At 69.4% G+C, this 5,434-nt stretch carries 4 protein-coding genes; all 4 read right to left on the bottom strand.

What is annotated here, in order from left to right:
• Positions 1 to 70: 70 nt before the first annotated feature.
• Positions 71 to 988, bottom strand: a complete 918-nt coding sequence (gene epsC / locus PKE44_RS14425) for a serine O-acetyltransferase EpsC (protein ID WP_324552382.1) — start codon at positions 986 to 988, stop codon at positions 71 to 73.
• 579 nt (positions 989 to 1,567) lie between these two features.
• Complete coding sequence (locus tag PKE44_RS14420) at positions 1,568 to 2,044, bottom strand: rhodanese-like domain-containing protein (RefSeq protein ID WP_324552380.1); 477 nt, start codon at positions 2,042 to 2,044, stop codon at positions 1,568 to 1,570.
• Between the two features lie 397 nt (positions 2,045 to 2,441).
• Positions 2,442 to 3,050 (bottom strand): NAD(P)H-dependent oxidoreductase, encoded by a 609-nt coding sequence (locus tag PKE44_RS14415; protein ID WP_324552378.1) that lies wholly within the window; start codon positions 3,048 to 3,050, stop codon positions 2,442 to 2,444.
• A 148-nt stretch (positions 3,051 to 3,198) separates the two neighbouring features.
• On the bottom strand, positions 3,199 to 5,434 hold a 2,236-nt coding region (locus tag PKE44_RS14410), incomplete at its 5' end, for an EAL domain-containing protein (protein ID WP_324552376.1).

The raw sequence follows: 5,434 nt of genomic DNA, 5'->3' as shown, positions 1-5,434 counted from the left end.
CCCTCTCCCCCAGCCCTTCCCCGCGAAGGGGAATGGGCTGAAAGGACCGGGTGTTCAGCTGTGATGGATATCAGTGGTTCACCTGTTCCTGGCGCGTGCTCGCCTGCGTGACGTGGCTGCCGGGCGGCACGCTGTGCGTGAGCCAGACGTTGCCGCCGATCACCGAGCCACGGCCGATCGTGATGCGCCCGAGGATGGTCGCGCCGGCGTAGATGACCACGTCGTCCTCGACCACCGGGTGGCGGGCCAGACCTTTTTCGAGGCTGCCGTCGATCGCGGTCTGGAAACTGCGGGCACCGAGCGTGACCGCCTGATACAGCCGCACGTGGTCGCCGATCACCGCGGTTTCGCCGATGACGACGCCGGTGCCGTGGTCGATGAAGAAGCTGCGGCCGATGCGCGCCCCCGGATGGATGTCGATGCCGGTCTGCGCGTGCGCGATCTCGGCGACGATGCGCGCAAGCAGCGCCAGACCCTGGCCGTGCAGCTGGTGGGCGAGCCGGTGGTGGATGATCGCCAGCACGCCCGGATAGCAGAGCAGCACCTCATCGACGCTGCGCGCCGCCGGATCGCCGGCAAAGGCGGCCTCGACATCGGCATCGAGCAGCGCGCGGATGCCGGGCAGGGCTTCGGCGAAGCGGCGCACGTGATGCACGGCCTCGGCCGAGGCCACGCCGAGTTCGAGGCAGACCTGGCCGAGCAGCGCGCGCAGGGCGCGATCCAGCGTGTGGCCGACGTAGTAATCCTCGCTCTCGCGCTGCAGGTCGTCCGGCCCGAGCCGCATCGGAAACAGCGCGCCGCAGAGATCGGCGAGAATGCGCTCGATGGCGGCGCGGGCCGGGAATTCGCGACCGCCGGCCGTCAGCCGGCGCTGGCGCGCCGTGCGCCAGCGTTCGCGCTGCGCACGTAATTCGCGCACGATCGGGCCGATATCCCAGGACTGCGCAGCCTCCGGCGCAACAGGCACCTCATCGTCCCGGCGGTTCATGAAAACTCTCCGTGCTGCCCGAATGCAGCGCATGGCGTTTGAAACAGGCCGGAGCGGTTTCCGGCGCTTTCCGGCATCCATTCGGCCAGACGGACATGCCGTCCGTATGGCAATGATTCGTCTGCCTGCCCACCGGCAGACCCGTGCGGCCGAAACGCCGGTGCTTCACGAAAAACCGGATATAACCGCAGACAGCGTCCAGACTTTCTCACTTGCCCATGCGCCTGCCATTCGTCCTCTTTACAGGCGGGGCGGCAGTATAAGGACAAGCTGTGCACAGACAAGCCTTCCGGCAGTCATCCGGTTCAGGCCAGTTCCATGATCGCAGACAGGCATCCGCAATAACGGACGCAATCCGGATTTACGCTGCCGAATTACCGGCATGTGAAATGAATGCGATCTTGATGAATGTGATCTTCATGAATCCGGAATTCAGCCGGATCAATCCGGATCAGGCCGTCCGCGCGACCGGCACCGGAACTCTGACGCCGGCTCCCCGGCTGTAAATCGGACGTGCCACTCACGGCTGCATTCCGCCACCGCTCGCCTCAGGCGGGTGCGGAGCAGCCTCGCGAGCGTTCAGTCCTGCTCCCAGGGCAGGCCATGGTGCCGCCAGCCGCCCTGCCCGCCCCGATGGCCATCGGCGTCGCGCTCGCCCTCGAAGCCTTCGAGCACGTTGTAGGCGCGCGTGTAGCCGGCCGCGGCCAGCGCAGCCGCGGCCGCCACCGAGCGCTTGCCGCTGCGACAGAGCAGCAGCACGACATCGTCCTTCTGCGGCACGCGCTTTTCGAACTCGCGCAGGAAGCGCGGGTTGCGCGTCTGCGCCGTGCCGGTCGCCCACGGCACGTGGAGGCTGCCGGGCACGCGCCCGACATACGCGAGTTCCTCGACCGTGCGCACGTCGACGAGCACGGCGTGACCGGTGGCGAACAGCGTCCAGGCATCGACCGGCGACAGGCCGCCGGCGTAGCCCGCGGGCTCGGCGGGACGGGCGCTGGCCAGCACGGCTTCGGCATCGATCAGCGCAGCGCTCAGTTCGGGCAGGGCACGGGTCATGAGGGGCATCTCCTCGGCACTCGCCGCGCCTCGACCGGGCGGGCGGGTGTCCATCACGGGTCGGTTGCCGGTCGGACGGGTGCGTCCGGGCGGGTGATCGATGCCGGAACGATAAGCCGGGTTTTATATTTCCATAAATAATGATTTATGTATTTTTAATTTCTTTTAGGTATAAAAAGTCTCGTCTGCAGCCATGCGGACCGAACCGGCCAGCCGCTTTCCGGAATCCTTGTCCATCGGCATCTGCACGCGCGGCAGCCGCCGGCCCCGGCCTCGCCCGGACAGCGCGGATGGGTCAGGACGACAGCGAGGCATGGATGAACAAGCCCCTCCCCCGCGAGCAGGAAGAAGCGGAAAAGCCGGTGTGTTGCGCCGGGATCTGCAGGACAGCGGTCTTTCAGCCGGCCGGACGGCCTGCGGACGGCAGGCGCCGCAGCGCGCGCGGCGGAGGGGGCAGGGCATCGGTCGGCAGCGACGCTGCCAGCGGCAGACCGGCGAGCAGGCGCAGCAGCGCGGCCTCGATGCGGGTCTCGACGCCCGGATCGAGCACCAGCAGGCCGTCATCGTGCAGGCGTGCCTGCCGCGCTCCGATCTGCAGGCTGCTCAGCACGCCGCTGGCCCCGAGCGCGTCGAGCACCGGTTTCAGCGCGTAATGCAGCGTCAGCTGCCGGCTGGCCTCCCCGCCGCAGGCGAGCGGCAGCACGCGCACACCGGCCAGCGCCCCGGCGGGCAGCAGGTCGAGAAAGGTCTTCAGCACGCCCGTATAGGTGCCGAGCCGCACCGGCGTCGCGATCAGCAGCGCCTGTGCGCCGGCCAGCACCTGCACGGCGGCGCGGATCGCCGGGGCTTCGCGGCGGGCGTGCAGCAGGTCTTCGGCCGGCAGCAGGCCGGGGCGGATGGCGCGCACCGGCAGGCCGTAATGGCCGAGCCAGTCGGCGAGCCAGTCGAGCACCTGCTGCGGTCTGGCGTCCGGCTCGGTACAGCCGGCGAGCGTCACGAGATGCATGCGATGCCTCTGCGCACGGCGGGCGGGCCGCCCGCGGAACCGGCAGCGTAACAAGCCCGCGATATGCGCAAAAAGCATCAAAACTCAGATGCTTATTCCATAAATGACATAAGACTGCGCCGAAGCACCCGGCCCGCACCCGCGTCGTTCAGGCGGTCGCGCGCAGCGCCGGCGCGATGAATTCGCTGGTCGGCGCTGCGAAATACATGCCCTGACCGAGCGGGATGCCGAGTTCGAGCAGGTGTTCGACGGTCGCACGGTTCTCGACGAATTCGGCGATCGGCCGGATGCCGAGACCGATCGCCAGATCGGCGATGGCCTTGACGAAGATGCGGTCGGCGCGGTCGGTGCCGAGATGGCGCACGAAGCTGCCGTCGATCTTCACGTAGTCGACGGTCAGGTTCTTCAGGTAGTGGAAGGACGAGAAGCCGGCGCCGAAGTCATCGAGCGCGAAGCGGTAGCCGGCGTTGCGCAGGGCCTGGATGAACTCGCGCGCGGCGGTGAAGTTCTCGACCGCCGCGGTCTCGGTGACCTCGAACACGATCGCGCCGGGATCGGCACGGTGGCGGTGCGTGGCATCGCGGATCAGTTCGAGCATGTCGGCGCTGCCGAAATGGCGCGCCGACAGGTTGATGGTCAGGCTGACCGGGTCGTTGCGCAGGCGGCTCGCGCCCTGCGTGGCGATGGCGGTCTCGACCACCCAGCGGTCGAGCTCGCGGATCAGGCCGAAGCGCTCGGCCACGGCGATGAAGGCGTTCGGGCCGATGGTCTCGCCCTGGTCACCGAGCATGCGCAGCAGGCTTTCGTAGTGCACGACCTTGCCGGTGCGCAGGTCGACGATCGGCTGGAACACCAGCATCAGCCGGTGATCGCGCAGCGCCGTGCGGATGCGGTCCTCCCAGTGGATCTTCTCGCGCATGCGCGCCAGATCGCCGCCGCCCTCGAACACGCACCAGGTGTTGCGCCCGTGTGCCTTGGCCTCGTACATCGCGGTGTCGGCGTTGGCGAGCAGCTCGCTGGTGTGGATGCCGTGCTGCGGGAAGTACGCGACGCCGATGCTGGCCGGGAACGGCGTGCTGCGCCCCTGATGGATGAATTCCTGCGCGTTCAGCGTCGCGAGCAGCGTGCGGCAGAGCAGTTCGCTGCTGTCGGGATCGGTGCCGGGCAGGATCACGCCGAACTCGTCCCCGCCGAGGCGCCCGAGCACGTGTTCGGGCGCGAGCGGCACACGCAGGTGCTGGGTGACCTGGCGCAGGTACTCGTCGCCGGTGTGGTGGCCGTAGCTGTCGTTGATGTACTTGAACTGGTCGAGATCGAGGAACAGCAGCGCGCCGGGGCTGGCGCCGGGCTGGCGTGCGGCGTCGATGTGGTTCTGCAGCAGCTCCTGGAAGCGGCGGCGGTTGACGAGGCCGGTCAGCGAATCGTGATCGGCCAGGAAGGCGACGCGCTGCTCGGCGAGCTTTTCCTCGGTCACGTCGAGCAGCAGGCCGGTCAGGATCGGCCCTTCGGCGGTCTGCTCGCCCGAGCCCATCAGCCGCAGCCAGCGGTAGCTGCCGTCGCGGTGGCGCAGGCGCAGGTCCATCGTGTGGCTGCGCGCCGAGGCGCCGGCGTGGCCGAGGAAACCCTGCGCCCATTCGCGGTCGGCGGCGTGGCAGCAGCGGTCGAGAAAGTCGGGCGCCAGCCACTGCGAGGGCGAGTGGCCGAGCAGGACCTCGGCCTCCGGGCTGACGTAGCGGAAGCGCCCGCTGCGCGGCTCGGCCTCCCAGACCACGGCGCTGATGCCGCGCAGCATCGCGCCGAGGCGCCGCGATTCCTGCCGCAGCTGCATCTGCTGGCTGCGCGCCGAATTCGCCCGCTCGCCGAGCCGCGCCGCCAGCAGGTTCACGGTCTCGCCGATGCGCGCGAGATCCCCGGCCGGCAGCGCCGGCAGGCGCAGCTCGTAGTCCTCGCGCGCGAGCGCATCGAGACCGCGGCGCACGTGACCGAGACCGCCGCGCAGCTCGCTGCCGAGGCGCAGCAGCGCGAAGCCGGTCAGCACCAGCCCGCCGAGCACGATGCCGGCGTTCTGCAGCAGCAGCGTGTTGTCCTGCCCGTAGGCCGAGGGATCGAGGCCGATCCACACGAAACCGGCCAGCCGGCCGCTGGCACCGGAAACCACCGGCAGTTCGCTGCGCAGCACGCCATCGACGCTGCTCGTGCGGTATTCGCCGGGCGGCGGCACGGCCGGATCGGCCCCCGGTGCGTCACCGATGCGCGCGAGCACCCGGCGCTCGGGCGTGAACACCGCCGCGTAACGCAGCGCCGGATCGGCGCTCAGCGGTGCGAGCGCGGCCTGCGCGGCCTCGGCGTTGCGCTGCGCCAGCGCCGGCTCCAGGGCCCGCGCC

Origin of the sequence: Plasticicumulans sp. (assembly GCF_035331805.1) — a bacterium.
Lineage (GTDB): Bacteria > Pseudomonadota > Gammaproteobacteria > Competibacterales > Competibacteraceae > Plasticicumulans.
This window is presented reverse-complemented; position numbering and strand designations above follow the sequence as displayed.

Excerpts from the sequence above, each read along its gene's own strand:
- PKE44_RS14420 (WP_324552380.1), bottom strand. The coding sequence starts at position 2,044 with ATGACCCGTGCCCTGCCCGAACTGAGCGCTGCGCTGATCGATGCCGAA.
- PKE44_RS14415 (WP_324552378.1), bottom strand. The coding sequence starts at position 3,050 with ATGCATCTCGTGACGCTCGCCGGCTGTACCGAGCCGGACGCCAGACCG.
- epsC (WP_324552382.1), bottom strand. The coding sequence starts at position 988 with ATGAACCGCCGGGACGATGAGGTGCCTGTTGCGCCGGAGGCTGCGCAG.